General features: G+C 33.1%; 24 protein-coding genes. 1 reads left to right on the top strand and 23 read right to left on the bottom strand.

From position 1 onward, the window contains the following. The first annotated feature begins 2 nt into the window (after positions 1 to 2). Positions 3 to 896 carry a DMT family transporter gene (locus tag AM499_RS04595; RefSeq protein ID WP_053589097.1) on the top strand — a complete coding sequence of 298 codons (894 nt, stop codon included), beginning with the start codon at positions 3 to 5 and terminating at the stop codon, positions 894 to 896. Positions 897 to 1,300: 404 nt separating this feature from the next. Here the strand turns inward: AM499_RS04595 and AM499_RS04590 are convergent, their stop codons facing one another. The 23 genes from AM499_RS04590 to AM499_RS04470 all read right to left on the bottom strand — a co-directional run bounded on the left by AM499_RS04590 (position 1,301) and on the right by AM499_RS04470 (position 21,818). Further along, positions 1,301 to 1,492, bottom strand: a complete 192-nt coding sequence (locus tag AM499_RS04590; RefSeq protein WP_053589096.1) for a hypothetical protein — start codon at positions 1,490 to 1,492, stop codon at positions 1,301 to 1,303. Positions 1,493 to 1,740: 248 nt separating this feature from the next. Continuing rightward, positions 1,741 to 2,073 (bottom strand): DUF3139 domain-containing protein, encoded by a 333-nt coding sequence (locus AM499_RS04585; protein ID WP_053589095.1) that lies wholly within the window; start codon positions 2,071 to 2,073, stop codon positions 1,741 to 1,743. Between the two features lie 279 nt (positions 2,074 to 2,352). Continuing rightward, the gene (locus tag AM499_RS04580) at positions 2,353 to 3,360 is read right to left on the bottom strand and encodes a ketoacyl-ACP synthase III (protein ID WP_053589094.1); all 1,008 of its coding nucleotides are present in this window, start codon (positions 3,358 to 3,360) and stop codon (positions 2,353 to 2,355) included. A 454-nt stretch (positions 3,361 to 3,814) separates the two neighbouring features. After that, entirely contained in the window at positions 3,815 to 4,972 is a 1,158-nt protein-coding gene (locus tag AM499_RS04575) for an MFS transporter (protein WP_053589093.1), read from the bottom strand. A 56-nt stretch (positions 4,973 to 5,028) separates the two neighbouring features. Beyond that, the gene (locus AM499_RS04570; protein ID WP_053589092.1) at positions 5,029 to 5,622 is read right to left on the bottom strand and encodes a TetR/AcrR family transcriptional regulator; all 594 of its coding nucleotides are present in this window, start codon (positions 5,620 to 5,622) and stop codon (positions 5,029 to 5,031) included. 259 nt (positions 5,623 to 5,881) lie between these two features. Next, entirely contained in the window at positions 5,882 to 6,349 is a 468-nt protein-coding gene (locus tag AM499_RS04565) for a GNAT family N-acetyltransferase (protein WP_053589091.1), read from the bottom strand. Between the two features lie 378 nt (positions 6,350 to 6,727). Next, positions 6,728 to 7,276, bottom strand: coding sequence for a GNAT family N-acetyltransferase (locus AM499_RS04560; protein WP_053589090.1), 549 nt, complete (start codon positions 7,274 to 7,276; stop codon positions 6,728 to 6,730). 272 nt (positions 7,277 to 7,548) lie between these two features. Further along, positions 7,549 to 7,914 carry a hypothetical protein gene (locus AM499_RS04555; RefSeq protein ID WP_053589089.1) on the bottom strand — a complete coding sequence of 122 codons (366 nt, stop codon included), beginning with the start codon at positions 7,912 to 7,914 and terminating at the stop codon, positions 7,549 to 7,551. Positions 7,915 to 8,676: 762 nt separating this feature from the next. Next, positions 8,677 to 9,138, bottom strand: a complete 462-nt coding sequence (locus AM499_RS04550; RefSeq protein WP_053589088.1) for a hypothetical protein — start codon at positions 9,136 to 9,138, stop codon at positions 8,677 to 8,679. 374 nt (positions 9,139 to 9,512) lie between these two features. Further along, complete coding sequence (locus AM499_RS04540; RefSeq protein WP_053589086.1) at positions 9,513 to 9,695, bottom strand: hypothetical protein; 183 nt, start codon at positions 9,693 to 9,695, stop codon at positions 9,513 to 9,515. 229 nt (positions 9,696 to 9,924) lie between these two features. After that, on the bottom strand, positions 9,925 to 10,365 hold the full coding sequence (locus AM499_RS04535; protein ID WP_053589085.1) for a YybH family protein: 441 nt from the start codon (positions 10,363 to 10,365) through the stop codon (positions 9,925 to 9,927). Positions 10,366 to 10,934: 569 nt separating this feature from the next. Further along, a complete protein-coding gene (locus AM499_RS04530; protein WP_053589084.1) occupies positions 10,935 to 12,167 on the bottom strand; it encodes an MFS transporter in 1,233 nt (410 codons plus the stop codon). Positions 12,168 to 12,440: 273 nt separating this feature from the next. Next, positions 12,441 to 12,836: a hypothetical protein gene (locus tag AM499_RS04525; RefSeq protein WP_053589083.1), complete on the bottom strand. Its 396-nt coding sequence runs from the start codon at positions 12,834 to 12,836 to the stop codon at positions 12,441 to 12,443. A 195-nt stretch (positions 12,837 to 13,031) separates the two neighbouring features. Beyond that, positions 13,032 to 13,403, bottom strand: a complete 372-nt coding sequence (locus AM499_RS04520; RefSeq protein WP_156316746.1) for a hypothetical protein — start codon at positions 13,401 to 13,403, stop codon at positions 13,032 to 13,034. A 123-nt stretch (positions 13,404 to 13,526) separates the two neighbouring features. After that, entirely contained in the window at positions 13,527 to 13,763 is a 237-nt protein-coding gene (locus tag AM499_RS04515; protein ID WP_053589081.1) for a hypothetical protein, read from the bottom strand. 173 nt (positions 13,764 to 13,936) lie between these two features. Then, entirely contained in the window at positions 13,937 to 14,365 is a 429-nt protein-coding gene (locus tag AM499_RS04510) for an Imm44 family immunity protein (RefSeq protein WP_053589080.1), read from the bottom strand. Between the two features lie 241 nt (positions 14,366 to 14,606). Next, complete coding sequence (locus AM499_RS04505) at positions 14,607 to 15,818, bottom strand: MFS transporter (protein WP_053589079.1); 1,212 nt, start codon at positions 15,816 to 15,818, stop codon at positions 14,607 to 14,609. Positions 15,819 to 16,203: 385 nt separating this feature from the next. Next, positions 16,204 to 16,842, bottom strand: coding sequence for a GNAT family N-acetyltransferase (locus tag AM499_RS04500; RefSeq protein ID WP_231687530.1), 639 nt, complete (start codon positions 16,840 to 16,842; stop codon positions 16,204 to 16,206). A gap of 689 nt (positions 16,843 to 17,531) precedes the next feature. Then, positions 17,532 to 18,959 carry a serine hydrolase domain-containing protein gene (locus tag AM499_RS04495; protein ID WP_053589078.1) on the bottom strand — a complete coding sequence of 476 codons (1,428 nt, stop codon included), beginning with the start codon at positions 18,957 to 18,959 and terminating at the stop codon, positions 17,532 to 17,534. A gap of 559 nt (positions 18,960 to 19,518) precedes the next feature. Continuing rightward, positions 19,519 to 20,160, bottom strand: a complete 642-nt coding sequence (locus tag AM499_RS04490; protein WP_053589077.1) for a DUF4272 domain-containing protein — start codon at positions 20,158 to 20,160, stop codon at positions 19,519 to 19,521. Positions 20,161 to 20,331: 171 nt separating this feature from the next. Beyond that, positions 20,332 to 20,649, bottom strand: coding sequence for a hypothetical protein (locus AM499_RS04485; protein ID WP_053589076.1), 318 nt, complete (start codon positions 20,647 to 20,649; stop codon positions 20,332 to 20,334). Positions 20,650 to 21,076: 427 nt separating this feature from the next. Next, entirely contained in the window at positions 21,077 to 21,400 is a 324-nt protein-coding gene (locus AM499_RS04475; protein WP_053589074.1) for a hypothetical protein, read from the bottom strand. A 220-nt stretch (positions 21,401 to 21,620) separates the two neighbouring features. Next, positions 21,621 to 21,818: a DUF4177 domain-containing protein gene (locus AM499_RS04470; protein WP_053589073.1), complete on the bottom strand. Its 198-nt coding sequence runs from the start codon at positions 21,816 to 21,818 to the stop codon at positions 21,621 to 21,623. Between the last annotated feature and the right edge of the window lie 152 nt (positions 21,819 to 21,970).

Below are 21,970 nucleotides of genomic sequence, written 5' to 3'. Positions count from 1 at the left end.
TAATGAGTTATCAAACAAAAGCTAATATTATGATGGTAGTCGTAAATATTTTTTGGGGATTATCTTATGTTTTTATGAAAATGGGGCTTATGTCTCTTCAGACTTTCAACATCATTTCTCTTAGATTTTTAATTGCTTTTTTAATTGCAGGAATTCTATTTTATAAACGGCTAATGAAGGTCACTAAACAAGCGTTTATTTCCTCATTTATGTTAGGAGCTGTATTGTTCGGAGTTTTTACATTCATTACATTTGGTGTGAGTAAGACTACCGCATCTAATGCTGGATTTCTTGTAAGTCTTACCGTTATTTTTGTACCGTTAATTAATTGTATATTAATTAAACGTTTACCGTCTTGTCAACTTCTTGTCGGTTTAGTATTTACTCTGACTGGTATTGGGTTATTGACATTAAAGCAACCATTCAGTATAAATATTGGAGACCTTTTATGTATAATCGGTGCATTTTGTTATGCAATACACATAATTTTAACAGGAAAACTAACTAAGCAAGATGATCCCATGACTCTTGGTATCTTACAATTAGGCTTTGCTGGGCTTATGGGATTGATTTGTAGTGTCATCTTAGAAAATCCTTCTCTACCATTTACATTAAACTCTTGGATTGCAATCTTAGGACTAGGAATACTTTGTAGTGCTGTAGGATTTATTTGTCAAAGTATAGCTCAAAAATACACAACTCCAACACATATTGGATTAATTTTTGCTCTGGAACCGATCTTTGCTGCTTTGTTTGCTGTTCTTTTTATAGGGGAGCTTTTTATCCTTAGTGATGTTATTGGTTGTTGTATCGTTATTCTTGGCATTTTTATAGCTCAGATTGATATGACATCAATATCTAAAAAAATGAATATAGTTAAAAATTGGGTTAAATAAACTTTATTTTAGACATTCTTTCTTGAACTAACCTGCTGCGTTAGTTCAAGAAAAAAGTTCCGCCCTATACTTGAAGTAAAGCACTCTTTTGTTCAATAATTTACATATATTAACTTATTCAACACAATCGCGAAAAAACCTTCTTCTTCAACTAAACTGCTTCGTTAGTTCAAGAAAAAAGTGCCACCCACAGACTTGAAGTAAAGCACCCCTTTTGTTCATAATTTACATATATTAACTTATTCAACACAATCGCAAAAAAACCTTCTTCTTCAACTAAACTGCCCCGTTAGTTTAGGTGTAACATTTCACAATGGATCACCTAAATATACTTGATGTTTTGGACGTAAAAAAAAAGACCTTCGAAAGAAGGTCTTTCTTAACTTAAGCACCCGTTAGTTGAATTAGGATTTTTTAATCTTTTTAAATCCCCGAATAGCTCCTATTATCGCTTGAATTGATATTAAAATAGAAAGAAAAAGTGAAAACCAAATATGAGGTGTAGGTTCAGTATTTGAGTTCTTCAAACTGTTAAATGCCCAAATAAAAACGAATAATAAGAAAATTGGAATGAGAAGTAGCATGTACTTTGCCATAAGAATCCTCCAACATGAAAAATCAATCATGTATTAATTAATTCTATATGTTTCTAAAAACTCCTGCTTCTTCAACTAACCTGCTGCGTTAGTTCAATAAGAAAAAAACTTTACTCCTTCTTGAAGTAAAGCACCCGTTACTTTAAGTTCATTCCTTCACAAACTAACATATAAAATATCATCATGTATCTGAGGAAATAAAATTAATTATTTCAAAAGGCAATAGTTTATAGTCACCCCTTTTTATTTCATTCGTATGGCTCGTAATGCTTTAATTTATCTGTTGAAAGAATCGTAGAATCTATTGAATTATAATCATACTGTCCAATCCGTACATTATCGTGAGCAAAATAAATATACACAATATTTGGTTCATCTGAAAAAATGACGTTAACCCAATAACTTGGCAACCCTGCAAGATGCCATTTACCTTCAATGGACTGTATATCTTCCTTAACGTATGACATCTCTTCTGTCAGGAAGTGTTCAATTTTATTTTCGTACGAGCGTTTTTTTGTTTGTACAATATAAATCGGAACAAGAAATAAAATTACCAACCCAATTATTAGAAATTTTTTCATTCAATACACCCCAATACGTAATCTGTCCCTTGTTTAACTAATCGACTATCAAAACACTCTTTTTAAAGGAATATCCAAATTATAGAAGTTATTCTAATTCAACTAACCTGCCCCGTTAGTTCAATAAGAAAAAAGGCTTTACCCCTTCTTGAAGTAAAGCACCCGTTAGTTGAAGAAGAAAAGAGTTGCTTATTAAACAATAGCGCCAAATTGGAAGAAAACATGGTTCCCCTGTTCTTAAACAAAATTTACTTGTTAGTTAACATGCTCAATTATAGGTTACAGTGGAGTTGGAGTATTAATTTGCTCGTCAAAGTTTATTTCTAAAAGTTGTCCAGCGTGAACCAAACCAGATCCAAAACCGTACATGAGAACTCGATCTCCATTTTTGACTTTTCCCTCACGGATTCCAAGATCAAGAGCTAAAGGAATTGTAGCAGCAGAGGTATTTCCAAAGTTCACTAAGCTATAAAGGGTTTTTTCCATTGGGTATTCTAATTTTTCACAAATTGGCTCTATCAATCTTAAATTAGCACTATGAGGTATAAACCAATCAACTTGATCTAAACTCATTTGTGATTTTTCTAAAAGCTCTCTTATGTTGGTGGGAACATTCCTTGCAACCCATCGAAAAACTTCTCTACCATTTTGTACAAGATATTGAGTATCGATTAACTCAATTCCATTGACCATTTTTGATAGTCCTGAACGATATACATGTTGTGCTCCTCTCCCATCGCTTCCTAGATGGAATCCAATAAAACTTTTTGATTGTTCATCTCTTTCAACTAATACCGCACCAGCCCCATCACCAAATAAAATACATGTGCTTCTATCGGTATAATCTGTAATTTTTGAGATTGTATCTGCTCCAAGCACTAATATCTTTTTGTGGAGCCCAGAAGAAATTAAACTGTGTGCTGTATGCAAGGCATAAACAAATCCTGCACATGCTGCATTTAAATCGATAGCACCTGTTTGAGATATATTTAATTGGTTTTGTATGATACTTGAGACAGATGGAAAAGGAAAGTCTGGTGTGCTTGTTGCTACAATAATCATATCTACATCTTCAACTTTTTTATTATATCTGCGCATTAAATCCTTTACAGCAGATATACATAAATTGCTTGTAAATTCTTCGGAAAGGCTAATTCTACGTTCATGAATTCCTGTTCTTTGAATAATCCACTCATTATTTGTTTCGACCAATTGCTCAAGTTCAAAATTTGTTAATCTCTTTTCAGGTACATATGTCCCAATAGCTGTTATTCTCGCACCTATCATTCGCTCCACCCCACATTTAAATTATAAGTTAGTATTAATACCTGGTGCTAATTATAACAAATTAAATTATTTAAAATCAAGGAGTTTTCAGGATCTTTCCTAAAGAATATGGACCGATAGATAAAGAAATAGCGCAAATTCACACTTGGAATTGCGCCCTTTAATGGAATAACTAAAATATGGCCACTGTCCTTAAATCACTTAGTAAGTAGGTCTAAAACTCGGTCTCATAAAAGAAATTTTAGATTGTAACTTGAAGAAAATAATCTACTTAATTAAATAAATTATCTTCAGTTTAAGTACATCTTTTCACAAACTGAAGTGATATTAACATAAATATCCAATAAAAAATCACCTCTAAGTAAAAAGAGGTGATTTTAATCAATCTTTATTATAAATAATCAAACTTTAATACAAATTATCAATCTTTTCTACAAAGCTACAACAATACAGTCTAATTTTTCCTTTTCGTTTCAGTAACCTGTAAATTAGAATAGGGCAGTAAGGATAGCAGACCTAATGCGGCTAATATGGCGCCAATCCATAAAGGTGAGTGAAGGCCATAACCCCCACTGATGGCTACTCCTCCTAATGAGGAACCAATGACTACCCCAAGAGTAATAAAAGATGAGTGGACGGTGTTAATCATTGTCCCGCTACCTGCGGTTTTCATCACTCGTGTAGCCATGGCTGGATTCAATGAAACCCCAGTCAAGCCAATCAATAGAATAGCAATAATGGCAATCCATTTGGTTTCGGCGCCAATTGCAAATAACATCATTGCCGCGAATAAAATCATGAGTCCCACAAAAAGTATTCTCATTGTAAAACGATCGGCATAGCGTCCAATAAGAATATTTCCAATCACAGTAGCGCCGCCATATAGGGAAAGCAAAAGAGGAACGCTTGATTCAGAAAATCCAGATATGTCCGTAAATATGGAAGTGAAAAAACTAAAGCCAGCGAAAGTGCCGCCGATGATAAGCGTACTAGTTACATAGGCCGCCCATAGATGGCGATTGCGAAATGGCTCCAACTCTTTCTTAAACAGGATAGGGCCGGGTGCTGGAGAGGAAGGCAATTTCGATAAAATGATAATGCCTGCTACAAATACTAGCAATGCAACCGCCCAAAAACTGACGCGCCAGCCCAATTCTTGAGAAATGAAGGTCGTTACAGGCAGCCCTACAACCATGGAAATCATTAATCCTGCAAGAACCACTGATACGGCTCTTCCTCTTAATTCAGAGCCAACTAACGATGCAGAAAGCGAAATGGCAATGCCAAAGGTTGCGGAAGATGCGGTCCCTGTAATAATACGAGCAACCATCATCACTTCGTAGTTCCAAGAAAGCGCGCCAAGTGTCTGACCAATAAAAAAAACAATTATAAGAACTAGAATCGCTTGTTTGCTACGGATTTTAAGCAATATAGCTGTTAAAATCGGTCCTCCTAGGACCATTGACGCTGCAAACGCAGTTATTAGAAAACCAATGCTGGATATGGATACACTAAAAGCTTCTGCTAACTCAGGCATCATACCAGCCACCATAAACTCAGATGTTGTCATTGAAAAAATTGCAAAAGCCAATACATATATAACTGCTGGCATATAATCACTCCTAATTTTGTAATGTTCAGTACATAAATAAGGTAAAAAAAAGCACACTAGATGCTAAAGATAGACTCAATTACTCCAGTGGCTATTTGATTCGACAGGTCTCGATTTTTCATAGAAGCATTCAGCACACGCAATCCATAATAACTGCTCAAAAACAGGCTTGCCAGCTCCTCAGCTGAACTGCCTTTAGAAATTTCCTTCGTTTGAAGGCCTTCTTCCATTACGCTAACGAGAGCTTCTCTCAGCTTTTCAACATGTTTGCTTACGAAACCCTCTACCATCTGGTCTTGTGGTCGTTCTAAACTCACATTAATCAGCAAGCATCCGTTCTGATCAGCTTGTTCAAAATCCTCGGTCATCGCCCACGCTAAAAGGCTGTGCAAACGTGTCTTCACAGATATCGGTCCTTGTAGCAAGGCTAATTGGTCTCGAATTCCATTGGCTTGATACCGCTCCAACACTTGTCTAAACAGTTCATGCTTACTTCCAAACGTATTGTATAAACTGCCTTTGCCAAGACCAGTATCCTTGCACAGGTCTTGTGTGGAGCATGCTTCATATCCATTTTTCCAAAATGTCTTCATAGCTGCATCGATAATGTTGTCGTATTTAAAGTCTCTTGGCCTACCCCGTTTGCTCATGAGTGTCTCCTTTCCATACCACTTTACTTTATATAAGTATATAATTATTGTACCGATTGGTCAATAAAAGATTTTTTCTGCATTGCGGAGGCGAGAATGGTGATAAAAGTGCTTCTTAATGTAGCTTTAGCCGAAATCTTCCTGATGTTTTGGACGTAAAAATGGACCATCGAAATAAAGGTCTTGTTTAACTAAAGCACCTCGTTAGTTGAATAAGAATTTACTAATTTAATGTAGTGTTCTACAGTGCCATCTTAGTTTATAAATGATAACTCATAATTATAAGTTCTCCTTTTTTCCCCATCTTTCTTGCACCTTCATCAATATATCCACACTTCTTGTATAATCCTTGTGCGACTTCATTCTTTAAATTCACGGCCAATACAATTTCATTAATATCTCTAAAATTTTTCTTCACAAAATCAGGTAGTAGCATTAAAGCTTTTTTGGCATATCCCTTACCTTGATGACGATAATCTGTTGAAAAAGCTCTTATTAAAATTGATTTATCATTATCGGTGTATGGTTTTACACCATCATTTCTATGTAGTACAAAGAAAGTAACGAGCTTATCATTTTCTAAAGCTAAAATTGAATGACGATTTAAATCCTCATTAGAAAGTTTAATACATTCATTAGGTGTACCTGTAAATCGGAGTTGTTCTTCAGTTAATTTATATTGTTCAATTAAATGATTGAAGCTATCATCATAAAAATATAGTTGCATTATTTACCCTCCAAAAAAAGAATGTTTGTTCTAATATTATCAATATTTGAAGTTGGGTTCAATATTAAAAGTACAAATATACACCTTATTAATCTAAACTGCTTCGTTTTTTGCAATAAGAAAAAGAGTTGCCTAAGCAACCCATTATCATTTTCTATGTAAAATGAATTGTGATTTACTGTACTTAAAGTTATTTTTTTGTAAAAGATTTACATTTCTTCTTTCACTAACCTACCCTTTACTTTCATACGTTCGAAATGAAGTTCCAATTTTAAGTTATTTTTACATTTTTTCTTATTGAACTAAACCGCTGCTTTAGTTCAATAAGAAAAAAGCTTTACCTCTTCTTGAAGTAAAGCACCCGTTAGCTTAATAAGGTTATCTATTTTTATTCCATTCATCTGCTAACAATCCATAAACGATGTGGTCAACAAAATGGTCATATAACCATTCTGCTTGCCTGATACTTCCTTCATTTACAAAACCTAATCTTTCGGGAATGCTTCTACTTTTTTTATTCTCTAAAGCTGCCCTAATTTCTACCTTATTTAAGTTTAGATGGCTAAACGCATAATCAGTTAATGCCTTAGCAACTTTGGTCATAATTCCTTTTCCTTGATATTCTTCACTAAGCCAATAGCCTATATATGCTGTTTTGTTTGACCAGTTAATACTGTTGAAGGCTGCCACACCAACGATTTTCCCTTTGAATAAAATAACGGTATTTATACTTTTATTCTCAGCATAACTTTTTAAACTGTTTTGGATAAACTCTTTTGAATCCTCGACTCTTGTAGTGAAGTCAAGCCAAGGTAGCCACTCTCTTAAATAGTTTCTTGATTTATCGGTAAGTTCAAAAATTCTTTCAGCATCATTCAATTCAATTAATTTTAAAGATACATCTTCATCAATTTTATGTATAAACATTATTTTTCCCCCTTTATGTTTAGTATGTATTTTAACACACCATATTTTATATGAATTATTATTTTCCCTCTTGCACTAACCTGCTGCGTTAGTTGAATAAGAAAAATACATTAATCCCAATTGAAGTAAAGCACCCGTTAGTTCATTAAGAAAAGCGATTCTTATTAAAGAAACACGCCCTTTAATGGAATAACAAAGGTGTGTTCTCAATCTTAAAATAACTTAATTCTTCTACAACTAAAACTACACGTTACTCTATTTAGTTAGATAAGTTATTCATTGGAAAGGTCATCAATTGCTTGAACAGCTAGTTCCAATGCTTTAATTCTTCTTTCTAAAAGCGTTCTTTGGGGACTACCTGCCTTTGACTTAGCATAAATATTCTCAATTGATGGAAATAAACCAGTAAGAACATTGCGAGCTTCTGCTAAATCTTCATGGGTGTAATGATGGGGTCTTTGATTCCAAACGTTTTCTAGCATGGCTAAGCCGATGTAAATAGCTTTGAGTCGTTTCTTTACTAAGGTAGTATTTGCGCCTTTCTTAGTCATCTGGGACAAGGCATTTTCGAGTTTACTGATTGTCGATTGTAAGGATTTTATTGATTCCAATTTATCTACATTTGATACGTTTTCCATGTTAGTGCTGTCCTTTCTTCGTTTCTGAATTATTTTGCTTGATACTTGATAAAATCGTTAAGAACCTGATTTCACTCGTAATATACTAACATAAATAAACAACTCTCTTTAAGAGGGATCTTCAACAATCTGGCCCAATTAATAAATAAATATCAAACAGCGACTCTTCAACTAACCTGCGGCGTTAGTTTAAGTGTAATTTTTCACAATCTTATAGAAATTCTAACATAAATATCCAATTAAAATCACTTCTAAGATAACTAGAGAAGTGATTTAATCGACTTTTATATTTCCTATCTCATTTAACACCATTATATAACATTCCGACTACTGTTTAGAGATGCAAATAAAAAAGACAGAATCAACATCAAGTTGTGATTCTGTCCCAAAAATCAAATAGAATGTTAAACATTCTACTTTAAAAACTGATATTACTATTAAAATTAATTAATCCTTGACTTTTAATAAAAAACAACTAGAGAGGTGATTTTTATCAAACTCAAGCATTGGAAAAAAATGTCCAGTGACATTATAGTTGGTAACTCCAAAATTCAATAGCGGCAACGAAATACGTATGTCTTAAAAGATTTTAATTTACATTATAGTTTGTAACCCATCCGAACTTACTTTTAGGTTTTTACATTATAGTTAGTAACCAAATGTTATGGTTTTAACTTTAAAATCCGAAGTAATTTTATTGATTATTTCGGGAATTGAATATTTAACTAACGCACCCGTTAGTTGAATTAGAAAAACTTTAAATCAGTCATTTAAGCAGTGTTTTAAAGCTTCCACAATATCTCTTTCTAGGTCATTTTTTGATAAATCATATAGCGTCCCTGAACCTTCGGAGTAACCACCAAAGTAGTACCATAATTCAATTGTAACTGCATAAAAATCATCATCATACTTTGGACCGTCGTAATCTATTGCTATTTGAGACCGATACTCTTTTTCTAGACAACGTTCCGAAGTCAAGTCTTCTTTTTCATCTCCATCAATGTCCCTGCACACCCAAATTCTTAGGTTTTGTTTTCCTTGGCTTTCAAATGTATTTCCAAATTTTCTTTGAAGAACCTTACTCCATTCTTCTCCTAATCTTTCTAGTTCAACTATGTTTCTTTTTAACTTTTCGTTTATCTCACTCTCTGGAACAAAAACATACTTGTCGTCAATTTCTTCTTGCTTCTCTTTCTTAAAAAACTTTTTGAATTTATCTAGCAAGTTTTTACCTCCTATTAGATAAACAGTTATTTAAGTCGTTGAATAAAGAAAAACCACAAACTTCTACTCAAATTCAAAAAATATTCCATTTTTCATATTCTTATTACCTTCTAGTATTATTTCAAAAAGGAAAGTTTTAAGGTCTTCATAAGTTTGTATAATTTTCTTTGTTCTAAAATCCACTTCTAATATTCTTTCATCCATATCAATAACATAATAAGTGTTTTTTACAATGGAATCAGCAAAGATAAAATGAGTCTTCGGTGTACGCTTTCTTAAGTATGAGTATTGCATATATTCCAAGTGAAAAGGGGAGTTTACTTGTTCTTCAATACTCAAGCCTTTAAATGTATCAGGTTTTTTTCCTGCTACTCTTAATAAATCAAATAAGTAACAACCATTGTATACTGATAAGAAGACTCAATAGATAATGGTGGTTGAAGTTGGGTATGCCATCTACCTTCTCCTAAATTTCCATAAAGGATAGTATTGGTTCGTAATTTTTTCTTATCCTCTCCGTATAGGTCATTTAGTTCTTTACTTAGAAATTGAAACATAATTATCACCTTCATTCAAAATTTTGTTCTAGGTTCTTATTCAACTAAACTGCTGCGTTAGTTTAAGTCTAACATTTCACAATGGATCCCCAAAATTTACTTGATGTTTTGGACATAAAAATAGACCATCGAAATGATGGTCATGTTTAACTAAAGCACCCGTTAGCATAATAAGAATAAAGGAATTGCAGCAGCAATCCCTTTATCTCCAATCAAAATAGTTTATTTTTTACTTCAAGTTAAAAATTCCCTTACCAGTTTCCATATTTATAGGCAATGATGAATGTTCATGAGCTATGACCCAAGATTCATTCACTTTTTTTAAACCATATGTGAACCGATTTGTCATTTGACGAAGTTTCTCACCAGATTCTTCTTGGTGAGCGGCAAATGTTACAGCACAATGTACAAATGCGAGATATGAATTTTCTTCAACTACTAGGTCATTAAAATCAACTTTAAGTAAAACACCATCCTCACTCAATCCATTAAACCACTCTACTATACTTTTCTTCCATGAAGGAATTCCCTTGCTCTCCCAGTCCCCCCAGCAATCATAAATATGCATTTCGGGAGCATACATGGATAAGAATTTTTCAACATCTTTTTCGTAAACTGCTGTTTTGTAATTTTCAAGTACATCTTGAACTCTGAAAAAACCCTCCGTCATTAAGTGCATCCCCTTTACTAATTCAAAAATGTAAGAATGTTACTATAGATGAATTCTATACTCTAACATTTTTTCCTTCTTCAATTAACCTGCAGCGTTAGTTTAAGTGTAACATTTCACATTGTACATAAAAATAGACCATCGAAATGATGGTCTTGTTTCACTAAAGCACCCGTTAGCCATCCATGCAGCCAAAAAAAGCTGCACCACAGAGAATGAAAATGTTTCAGAGCGGGTATAGATTGATACGGCTGGCGAAGAAGGTCGATGAACTATGGTGCCATAGAGCCCATCCGTTAGTCTGACTCCAACGACCACGGTGCATCACAGACTGTCGCACTCTATACGAGTAGCACTCATGGGAGATTAATCCTACTCTGGTTATTGCACCAGCCTTGCCTTTATTCTAACAAGAATGGAGTTGCTTTGATTTAACTTTCAGCTTAATATAATCATTCTGAAGGCTCAGCCTTTTTTTAAAAAAGTAATTTCTGAGTCTCTTTTGTTATGCAATTTTATAGATTTTGAGCATTTTTTAATTTTCATGGGAGTTGAAGAAGGATGAAGCATTACCCTTCTTTTAGACCTTCTTCTCGATAAAAGCTCTTTTTATTTGGCTTTAATACTGAAATAGAAAAAATAAAAGATGAAAGCAACATGACAAGTGATAAAGTGACGATTGTAAATCGTAAGGAAACAAGATCTGCCACAACGCCAAAAACTAAAATAAATATTACTTGAATAGCACTTTGGATTAACTGATAAATGCTAGTAACCCTTCCCATTACATCAATAGGAACGTTGTTTTGATAGAAGGTCATGATTCCTGCATTTAAAAACACATTAAAGAAACCTAAGATTACAAAACCAACAACAATCGATGTAAAAGACCATGAAAATGCATAGATGACATAGCCAAACGTCATCATGATTAAACCAATAGTGATCATATATCTAAGTGAAATCTTATTTGAAAATATCGACAATAAAAAAGCTCCTACAACAGAACCAATTCCAGTTATACTAATCAATAAGCTATAATCAAATTCGGTAAGACCTACTACTTGTTGAGTAAAGACGATTTCCTGTGCATCCATGGCAAAAGAAAAAATCATAATCATAATAAAACCAAGATACACAAAAGATACATATTTATTCTTTTGCATGAATTTCCGTACGACCGAAAAGTCTCGAATCACTTGTGCAATAGTCAATGTCGGAATCGTTTCTTTATCAATGTTTTCTTTTTCAGGAAGAAATAATAATAAAACTGCTGAAATCAAAAAGAATATTGAATTAAGCCATAATGTTGCTTCAACAGATATTAATAATATAAGTGATCCACCAATTGCGGGTCCGACTATAAATGCTCCAGAACTCGCAAATGAATGAATCGAGTTAAAGCGTTTTCTTTTTTCTTTTGGAACAAGAATAGCAACATACGTCATTGAAGATGGATTAAAAAATGCTTTTGCCACACTTAGGACAACCAAACTTCCATAAATAACTGCCATGTTTGGTGCAAATGGAATCAAGAAGATGAAGATGGCTCTTATTAAGTACGTTACTACCATTACTTTTCTCTTACTCCGATAATCAATAAAACTACCAGTCCAAAATTTAGTTACAATATTCGTTAATGGTCCGATGATCCAAAGACCAGCGACTGCCGTTGCTGAACCTGTAAATTGAAATACAATAATATTAATCGCAACTAAGTAAATGAAGTCGCCGATATTTGAAATTCCAATCGAAGACAATAACAATATTGGGTCTTTCCAATTTTTTATGTTTCTTATCATACACAACCCCTTATGGTGTCTTTTCAATCTTTCAAACATAATTTTTGACTAAACTGGCTTGTTATTTAATAAATTCTACAAAAAAGTGCTTCTCCCTGCACGGTTGCACTAACCTTCGTTTATTCCTCTTATTCAACTAAACTGCTGCGTTAGTTTAAGTGTAACATTTCACATTGTACATAAAAATAGACCATCGAAATGATGGTCTTGTTTCACTAAAGCACCCGTTAGTTGAATAAGGAAGGAAATGTAAAATGATATATGTTATAAAAACTAATTAACTCTCAAGTTAACTTTTTCCTCATATTCACCTGTATTAGTCCGCCATTTAATTTCTATATAAGCATTATTTAACGATTTAATTGCATTATCTATAGTTGGAGGATTATTACCTACGCCCGTACCAAAGGATATAGCAGTTTGATTTTCTTGAGGTTCCCTTTCTCCATCAAGTCCGCCTTCGTCAGTAACTAACGAATAAGCGACATATAGAAGTTCCTCATCTCCTGTATATTTTATTCCACCTCTATTATAGAGTTCGGAATCGGTCACTTCGTATATTACATGTGCTTCCCAAAAGTCTCCTTCACCATCAGCTCGAATAGTTTCTTGATGGGAACAAGCTATTAATAGAATAATTGTAAATAGTAAAATAGATATCTTTCTCAACATAACTCCCCCTCAAATGTGGATTGAATTGCCCCTATGTAATAACTATTTCGACAATTGTATATAAATACCTCTTATTAAACTAAACTGCCCCTTTAGTTCAATAAGAAAAAAATGCTTTACTCCATCTTGAAGTAAAGCACTCGTTAGTTGAATACAGTATTATTTCTTCTGGACATATATTGGTCTTTATTCTTAACTATTTATTACAAAAACAGAGATTTTTTTAGCAATTTTTTCATCAGCTTCTTTATTTTCTACCCATACTTCCACATTGTCTCCCACTTCTAATTCACCGAAGCCATCTTTTGTTCCTTCAAACACTGTATCATCATTAATAAAAATTTCATAAGCAGGATACTCAGCTTCTGGGTCATCTCCGAATACTTCAATTTTTATGCTATTTTCCCCGATTTTATAAATACTACCTTCGATATCGTTTGAATTAAAGGGGTTACAACCGCTCAATGCAAATAACGTAATTAAAAGAGTGATAACAAACCTTTTCATCCAAGAAATCTTCTTCATTTCAACATCCCCCCCTTTTTTGTCTTTTTTCTTATTCAACTAACCTGCACCGTTAGTTTAAGTGTACCATCTCACAATGGATTCCTGAGATCTACTTGATGTTTTGAAGAAAAAAACAGACCATCGAACTGATGGTCTTGTCTAACTAAAGCACCCGTTAGTTCAATATCCTTTATTTTTTTTGAACCATTTAATCAATGATACAATTATGACCATAATGAATGTAATTGTTATAGAGTATTCCAAAATCTTAAAGAGAAAATCTGGATAAGGAATTTCCCAACCCGATTGCATTTCATTAACATCCTCTGATGTTCCCGTTCTATCAACCAATACAAACAATGCCGAAAAAGAAATAATAAAAGAATATATAGCCGTTTTTACTAAAGTTTTTTCCACGTTCCAAACCCCTTTAATCTTTTTCTCCACCTTACCATAAAACCCCATTATTGTGCTAAACTGCTTCGTTAGTTTAAGTGCAACATTTCACAATGGATCTCCGAAGTCTTCTTGATGTATTGGACATAAAAATAGACCATCGGAAAGATGGTCTTGTTTAACTAAAGCACCCGTTAGTTGAATAAGAATTCGCCTTCTACTTTTGCAAAATCATTCCATAATTCATCTTCTTTTACATTGTATTTTTCTTTTTCTAATCTTTTAACCATTAACTCTAACGCTTTTTTTAGGTTATCAATAAGATAATTTCTAATATCTTTTGCACTAATTCCTTCCCACCTTGAACGTGGCATACCAACGTCAATTGTAATATATCGATACTTTTTGCTAAGTCGTAATTTCTCACAACCCTCAAATTCCCAATAAGCCAAGTCCCCATCTACACGGAGAATCGGTGCAATTTCATCTATTTCTTTACAGTATATTTTATTGCAAAATTTATATAGTAATTTTCTTAATTCAATAAGATGGGGTCCAACAGCTTTATCAGCTTTTGGGTCTCCAATTTGGGCACCAAAAGTAATATAATCCTTACTTTCCATCAGTTCACCTTCATTCTTTAATTCTTAATATAATGATAACAGTTTGTTCCCTTATTCAACTAAACTATGGCGTTAGTTAAATAAGAAAAAAAGGCTTTACTCCTTCTTAAAGTAAAGCACCCGTTAGTACAATAAGTTCAATAAAAAAGACCATCAAAAATGATGGTCCTAATTCACAAACTATCATACAGTCATTAAAAACAAAGGAAATTTTAGTTAATAAAATCCTTCATCTTTAATTTTATTGTTCCATAACATTTCTAACAAACAAGTGCTTATTTTTATGAGCAATTGTACTTACTATCGCAAGTAATAGCCCCGAAATGACGAATACAATTCTAATTCCTAACAAATCTGCTAATACTCCCATAACAAGAGAGCCAACGCCAAAAATCCCAGTTCCGATAGCACCTAATGAGGTATAAACAGTTGACAACTGTTCTTTTGAAACACTAGTTTGTATTACCGTTTGTTGAGGAATGTATTTTATTTGTCCAAAAAGTCCTACACAGAGCGATAAAAGTAAGGAAATGATTGGAATGCTGTTTAGGCTAAATAATAATGTGAATAAGAAACTTGCGAATGAACCGACAAAAATAAAGGTTCCTAATTTCTTTTCAACAAAAGAAGAAAATTTAATACAATAAACACTTCCTAAAATCAGACCTAAAAAGAAAGCTCCATTGATAAATCCCCACCATTTTTCATCAACGTTCAATGCATCGTTTACAAACACATATAAAATAGCAGCTATCCAAACCGTTCCTGCAATTTTTTCCAAAAATTCTATCCAAGCAATCCTTCTTAATACCGGAGTGTTAGATAAAGTTTTCCAACCTTCTTTAATCTTTTCTAGTTTCCCTTTTAGCTCGGTTGTTTCAAGGTTGTTTACTCTTTCTAAAAGGCAAAGTAATATGCTTGCAATTACAAATAAACATCCAACTAACCAAATAAGTTGTTGAGAACTCATAATAATTAGCAATGAACTTCCTACGAACCACATACCTGCTTGGATGACCTGCGTAATAGTTTCCGAAATTCCATTAGCTTGAATAAGATGTTCAGGTTTAACATAGTATGGAGTCAATGTCTGTCTTATTGGATTTGCACATCCGTCAAAAAAAGCAATCAATCCTATTATTAAAAAGATAAAATAATAATTAGCTGCTGTTAAACCAATTAACATAAACCCTAGAATAAAGAGTAAAATCGTTTTTGCAATTTGTGACCCAGCAAGTAACCATTTAAGATTTAATTTTTCAACCAAAAGAGGTGTCAGCAGACTGGATATAAACATAGAAGAAGCGATCGTAAATGGCACAAACGATGCTGCAATTGCAGAACCTGTTAATACAAAAATTGTACTTATAACACTGACTATATATAATACATCGCCTATATTAGCGAGTGACTGACCTATTAGTAATAAAGAAAAATTTCTATTAAATTTCATTATATATCCCCCGATATTTCATATGAATTTTGGCTTAATAGGGGAATATTAGATTGGACTATTCATTAAAATTCAACTCCTATCATTTATCGGACAAATCTGGGGGATTTAGATTTATCACAAGTTTTGTATCATCAATAAATATTTATTTGAATTATAGCATTGCTTTTCAATATATTACACTCCACAGTAATTAATAACCATATATTCTTTTCCTTACCATTCTTTTATTTTTATTTAGTATATTCTCCATAAAAATAAAACAACCCTACTTCCGCTAAACTGCTGCGTTAGTTCAATAAGAAAAAGCTACCCATACAGGTAGCCACTTGTTCAACTAAAGCACCCGTTAGCTGAATAAGGATTCTTACGTTTTACAGTTACTTTAACTCATGTGAATGTCTGTTCCAAATTGAAGCAATTTTAGTTTTTTTGCCACAGATTGGGATGCGTAATTATCCCACGAAGTACTATATAGAGCAATTCGTCCTTGTTTTTGTACTGCTGCTGCCCAAGCATTTGTAACATCTATACCGTATCCTCTTCCACGGTAATCTTCATGTGTGAAAACACTTGCTTCGTCTGCTTTTGTAGTCTTCCTTGCACTACAACAAATCGAAACAGGAATATTGTCTTCAACTATTACAAAACAAGGTTGCTTATACTCAAAATCCTCAAATGTATATGGAAAATTAGACTTTAAAAGTTCTTTATTTTCATGAGATACTTGTATTCCTTGTGTATGAGCCGTGTCCCTTTCATTAGGAAACACATACGCAAGTCCAATCCATAAATTACTTAATGGACGGTATATGCTTAAAACATTGATTACTTCTCCTAGATTAGCACCAGGATCTGTACCTATAACCTGTTCTAACTTCTCTATAAGACTCTCATCCAGCGTATTTGAATACCTTACAACACTTCCTAGGTTGGTGGCACCAACGAAAATTCTAGGTGCATCATCATACGGTGGTTCATTTACGACTGTTACTCGATTTTCAGTATCGTGTTTAAATAACATGATGTTCCATCAATTCTAAATCAGATAACATAAACATTCCTCCATAATTTTAACGTATCAATCTAGGCGTCGTTTTTATCTTATGCTGTATTAACCTTCTGCGTTAGATTAAGTGTAACATTTCACAGTGTACATAAAAATAGACCATCGAAATGATGGTCTTGTTCTGCTAAAGCACCCGTTAGTTCAATAAGAAACAAGCTTTTAATTTAGGATTTACTTTCACTTGAAAATATTAAAAATGCACCAATAATAAAGACAAAGATAAATACTATTAAAGCGAGACCGAAAACATAAGGTTTTAAGAAAATGCTTATAAGAACAAAAGGGGTACCAACAATAGCATCAATAAGAAAAAGATACCCTTATAGGCAGCTACTTGTTCAACTAAAGCACCCGTAGTTCAATAAGAACCTCTAAATAAAGTATAAAGAAATTATTTATCTTGTGCAGAAATAATAAAGATGTTTAATTTACAATAAAGTCATTTAAAAATAATATAGTTGTTTAAAAATCCTTATTCCACGAACAGATCAGGTTAGTGGAAGCAATAGTAATTAGGTTTGACTGAAAAAATTGTCGATGAAATTAAAAAAGACACCGAAGTGTCTTATGTTTTTCAAATTAAGCATACCGATAAATTGAAATTTAATTACTTAACATTATGCTTATCTTGGGAGCGAGGTATTCTATCGGTGAGTGTATACAAACCATGTAATGCTTGCTGTTAATAATGCTGACGAAATCAAAGCTGTAAGAACGCTATATGTTCGCCAAATAAGTATCGTTGACCAATCGAAAGCACAGCACAGTATACCCTGGGCAATCGTAGCGAGCAGGAAAATAACTGTTACGATTATTCTCTTTTTTGTCATTGGCTGCCGCTCATTCGTTTTCCTTCTGCGTAATCCTAAGAGAATTAGCAAAAGGGCCAATAGGCAAAGAATAATTGTGATAGACGACAAAATGATATCCAAAAGCTGTGTGCCGCTTATTTCATATGACTGAGTTAGATTGCCGTCTAATATATCTTTAACTTTTAGTACCAGGTTTATATTGGTATTTGCGCCGTTGCTCAGCAAGCAGATGGCTGTTCTTTCATTTAGCAGTATGGCTACTTGGGTTCTGAAATTTGGATTGCCCCCAGTGTGTTCTATAATCGTTTGGTCGGCGTTTACCGACCAGCCTGCCGCATAATACATATCGTTGACAGCCGAAACAGACATATCACCCCTATGTGATTTTTCGATAACCGAGTGAAATATTTCGGGTATGTCCTGCACGATACCCATCTGTATGCCCATCCAACGCGCCATATCTTTTGTATTAGAAATGATGTAGGCTGCTGGTTTATTCCCAGCATAATCCGGAGCTTTAAATGGAGTTGTCATAAAAAAGGAAGAACGGTAGCCCTGTGCCAACTGTCCAGTGGCTTGAGCATCTTCTTTATAAACATACGTCTGGTGAAGACCTAACGGCTGAAATACCTGTTCCCTCATAAAATCTTCATAGCTTTGTAGCGAGACAATCTCAATAACCAAACCCAATACGTCATAATTAACGGTTCCATAGTTATACTGTTCACCGGGAGGGAACGCCAATTCAGCATCTACGAGCATTTCCACAGTCTTTTCCAACATATCCGGTGTATTGCCTTGTGGAATATTTTGAATATGCCTAATATTTGTTAGACCACTGGTATGGTGAAGAAAGTTATTTAGTGTAAGACTTTGCATATCAACAGGTTTCCCTTGATACTTTAAAGTAAACCAAGGTAAATATTTTTGGACAGGGTCAGTCATTGAGAGCAGCCCTTGCTCTTCCAACAGCATAATACCCATACCGGTAAAAGCTTTACTGACCGAGGCTAACTCATAGAGTGTATTTTCACTTGCAGACAACCCCTTTTCACGGTCTGCATACCCTGAAGAAAAGTAGAACACTTCATCATCAGCAAGTATTGATATTGACATTCCCGGCACACCTGATATACGACGGGCATCATCTAGCAACGCTTGTATTGCCGCAGATTTCGAATCTGATAGCGCATAACTTTGTGTTGCGAATCCTGAGAATAATATAAATATCATTAATATAAAAACAATAATCTTTTTCATAAACTCTCCTTTTTGAAAAATTATAAGAGAATCATATAAATAATCTACTTTTACAACTACTAAACTAAATATTAATTTATCTTTCAATTCACCTATATAATATCAAGTAATTGTGAAGAGTTACTCTTAAACGAAAAGATGCGTTAGTTCAATAAGAAGTAAATAACTTTATTATTCATTTTTTAAGTAATATATAAACAGATGGAAGTAATTTGAAACTACTTTAAAGAGCCTTGCTACGTAGAATGTAGTAAGGCTCTTAGCTTTTATTAATCAAAATTCAATAACTTTATTATCATTATACATATCTTTATCTTTTCGCTGACTATCCTTTACTGTTTTTGCCATAGCAAAAAAAACAATTATTATAGATATTGTAAAGAATGCAATGAGAGAAGACATATACTATCATTCCTTTCATTCCTACTATCCTTTGAAGTATTCTACCATATAGGAAAAATTGCTTCTTCAACTAACCTGCTGCTTTAGTTAAAGTATTCAACAAATAAGGGCCTTAATCCTTTTATGGATTAACGCCCTCGTAAGTACAACAACAATGTTATGTATTTAAATCTATTTCATCCCATTCTTTTTCAGGGGTAATAACCCAGTCAAGTGCTCTTCTCCTTTCCATAATTGTTCCTTCATCAAACTTACTGGAGTTTACCCCCTTTAGCCTTGTATCTATACAATACCAATGAACTCTATAATATAAATCAGCTTGTTCATAAATTTCCTTCTCGCTTAGCATTAAGGTATTGGCTTTTAATGTAGAATAATTCTGTTTTTTTCTTACATCAGGAACCATTTGTATTAAATCATTGCCTACTGATTCATCAATTTTAAAGTTCCTGTTAATACCTAACACCCAAGCTAAAGCCCAAAGGCTTTCAACGTACCATTTCAACTTCAAAATTTCTACTGATGTTAATTCTCCTTCATTTTTTTCTAAAATAACTTTTTCGAACTCTGTGATATATTGATATAAACCCTGTCCTTCAATCCATTTCCTAATTACTAATGGCGGGGCTTGATGTGCAATATAAACCATACCAGCCATAATGGTTACTCTTTTAATAATTTCATCGTTATTTCGCACACCTTGATAATCAAGTATAGGTAATTGTGGGTTAATATTTGCTCCATATTTTTTAATTATTTCATTAGATTTTCTCTTTATATGGTTAAATTGAAGTACCACAATCGTCCTCCTTATTTCCATTTTCTTATTCAACTAAACTGCCGCGTTAGTTTAAGTGTACCATTTCACAATGTTTTTTCTGAGAACTACTTGGTGTTTCGGATAAAAAAATAGACCATCGAATTGATGGTCAAGTTTAACTAAAGCACCCGTTAATTTAAGAAGCAAATGTTAGACGGTCTCTCTACTGAATTTATTTGTTTTTTCTATCTTGTTTGCTACTTTCTTTTTAGTTTCGTGTTGTATTGTACTTATTATTGCCACTTGGACTAATAGTGCAACTATGAGAAAAAACAAATGAGTAGTCTGATAGTTTGTTAATAATGACAAGACAAAGAAAATTGGGATTGCAGACAATGCGGAAACATAATCACTTTTAGTTAAAAGAAATATTATCGTAGAAAGACAAGAAGTGACTAACAAAAGTTCAAGAATCATCCAAAAAGAATCAATACTTATATAATGTGGTAGTTGATAAACATAAGCCATTTAATAAACCTCCCTTTTTATATCTTTCAACATTTTTGTTAAACTAACCTTCACTATTAGTTTAACAAAAAACTAAATTTTGTGAAATCTTTCTAGTCTAACAATATTTCTTCTTAAACTAAACTGCACCTTTAGTTCAACGAGAATAAAGGCTTTACTCCTTCTTGAAGTAAAGCACCCGTTAGTCTGAATAAAAAAAACTTTTGATTCGATTCAATAATCATTAGAATTAGCTCATCTAAGAACAAGTTTTCTCGTATAGGAGTTCTCTTAATGGCTCTAACAACAATTATATAATGATTTTCAGATGATAAATCACTGGTAAACTCTACTTCAAATAAGCCATTGGTGTCGCCTTCTTGCTCCATTTTTTAATATAAAAACACAATCTGATTTTAAATATCTGATTGTGCCAATAAAAGTTAACTCATGAAGTAGGTAAAAACACTGCAGTTACCATATCCTCTGCTATTTTCCGTAATTCTTCTGGTTTTACCCAATATTCATCGTTAAAATCCTCAATAGGTACCAGTGTTAAATCAGCATCGTCATACCTGTTATTTACTTCTTCTATAATTTCAAGATATTCTTCATAATAAATTTCTTTCTCATGTTCAGATAAAACTAAAGGTACAGTTTGTTTTTCAGCTTGTACGATCTTGTCAACTTTTCCATCATCTTTTACTTCTTGATTTACACATCCGGTTAGAGTAAAGATTCCTAATAAAATTAAAGGATATATATATTTCAAATCTAAACCTCATTTCAAGATTTTATATTAATAATACCAAAAAATCTATATTTAGCATATTATTCTAAATACATATTTACTTTTATTTTTATTGAACTAAACTGCTGCGTTAGTTCTTGCGTTAGTTCTATAATAAAAAAGGCTTTACTCCTTCTTGAAGTAAAGCACCCGTTAGTTTAAGTGTAATGTTTCACAAACTTTTATAACGAATTGTTTCTGTTTACTGTTTTATAGGTCTTTCAAAAATCAATTCATAGTATGACCCTACTGCAACTCCTGAAGTTGCAAAGTCAGGGGAGAAAATTTGAACAAAACGCCAGCCTTGATTTGCGTGATTTTTAATTACTTCTCGATAGTCTTCATTAGGTTTACTAGATAATTTTTTAAACTCAATTTTTACAAACTTGTATTCATGCATTTATTTTTCCTCCTTTTGATTGTGTGTCGTAAACAGAATAAGAATGTGTTTAATTTAACTATATGTACGATTTGAATTGGAAAAGGTTTCAACTTTGGAACAACTTTATCTTGAAGTAAAGCACCCGTTAGTTTAAGTACATCCTTTCACAA

Origin of the sequence: Bacillus sp. FJAT-22090 (assembly GCF_001278755.1) — a bacterium.
GTDB lineage: Bacteria > Bacillota > Bacilli > Bacillales_A > Planococcaceae > Psychrobacillus.
The sequence above is the reverse complement of the archived record's forward strand: the minus strand, read 5'-3'. Positions and strand labels throughout refer to the sequence as shown.